This window comes from Limnohabitans sp. JirII-31, from assembly GCF_002778315.1.
Lineage (GTDB): Bacteria > Pseudomonadota > Gammaproteobacteria > Burkholderiales > Burkholderiaceae_C > Limnohabitans.
Window position 1 is genome coordinate 1 of the sequence record NZ_NESA01000031.1, and the last position, 1,441, is coordinate 1,441.

Here is a 1,441-nt window from a genome sequence, read left to right on the forward strand (position 1 = left end):
TGTGAGCTGATGGATGTGGTGATCAGCGTGGATACCAGCGTGGCACATTTGTCTGGAGCCTTGGGGCGACCGACCTGGGTGTTGCTGCCCTACGTCCCCGATTGGCGCTGGTTGTTGGACAGAGAGGACAGTCCTTGGTATGACTCGGTCAAGTTGTACAGACAAGAAGTTGATCGAAGCTGGGCATCTGTGCTCAAGAGGTTGTCTGTTGCGCTGTTAAGTCAGACCAAACAAACGGCCAATCTTGTACTTGCCATGCAAACCATCGATCAATCTGAAGAAGCATTGATCAGTTATGAAAAAGCCACCGCACTCGACTCCAATGATCATGAAATTCATTTGAATAAAGGAATCATCCTTCGAAGGCAAAAACACTTTGACGAGGCATTGAAGAGTTTTGCAAAGGCAATTGAGCTGAAAAGCGATTGCGCAGAGGCTTATTTCAATAGAGGGTTTGTGTTCAAACAGCAGCATCATTATGAAGCGGCGCTGAGCAGCTATGACAAGGCAATCAGCATCAAACCAGATTACGTCGATGCACTCATCAACAAAGGTAATACTCTGCAAGCCCTCAAACAATTTGAGGCAGCTGTGGTCAGTTACAACCAAGCGATCAGTTTCGAACCCAACTATGCAGAGGCTCATTCCAACCTAGCGAATGCACTGGCAGAACTCAAGCAGTTTGAGGCTGCACTCGCCAGTTATGACAAAGCGATCAGTCTCAAACCTGATTATTCCGAAGCTTATTTCAACCGAGGTTACGCACAAACAGAACTCAAGCAGTTTGAGGCTGCGTTAGCCAGTTATGACAAAGTGATCAGTCTCAAACCTGATTATTCCGAGGCTTATTCCAACCGAGGTTGCGCTCAAGCGGAACTCAAGCAGTTTGAGGCTGCGTTGACTAGTTATGACAAAGCGATCAGCATCAAGCCAGACTACGCGGAGGCATACTTCAATCGTGGGGTCGCACTGCATGCGCTCAAGCAATTAGACGCTGCTCTAGCCAGTTATGACAAAGCGATCAGCATCAAACCTGATTACGTCGATGCACTCATCAACAAAGGCAATGCCCTGCAAGCCCTCAAACAATTTGAGGCGGCTATTGCCAGTTATGACCTAGCTATCAGTATCCAACCCGATTATGCGGAGGCTCATTGCAACTTAGCGAATGCACTGACCCAGCTCAAGCAGTTTGAGGCTGCGTTGGCCAGTTATGACAAAGCGATCAGTCTCAAACCTGATTATTCCGAGGCTTATTCCAACCGAGGTTACGCACAAGCAGAACTCAAGCAGTTTGAGGCTGCGTTAGCCAGTTATGACAAAGCAATCAGCCTAAAGCCAGACTATGCGGGTGCGCATTGGAACAAATCACTGGAACTTTTGGCTCTGGGGCAATTTAAAGAAGGTTGGAAAAGCTATGAGTGGCGTTGGAAGCACGAAG

At 47.9% G+C, this 1,441-nt stretch carries 1 protein-coding gene; it reads left to right on the plus strand.

The features are described from left to right. Positions 1-9: 9 nt before the first annotated feature. Positions 10-1,441: tetratricopeptide repeat protein (locus B9Z41_RS16815; protein ID WP_143474228.1), on the plus strand; the 1,432-nt coding region annotated here is incomplete at its 3' end.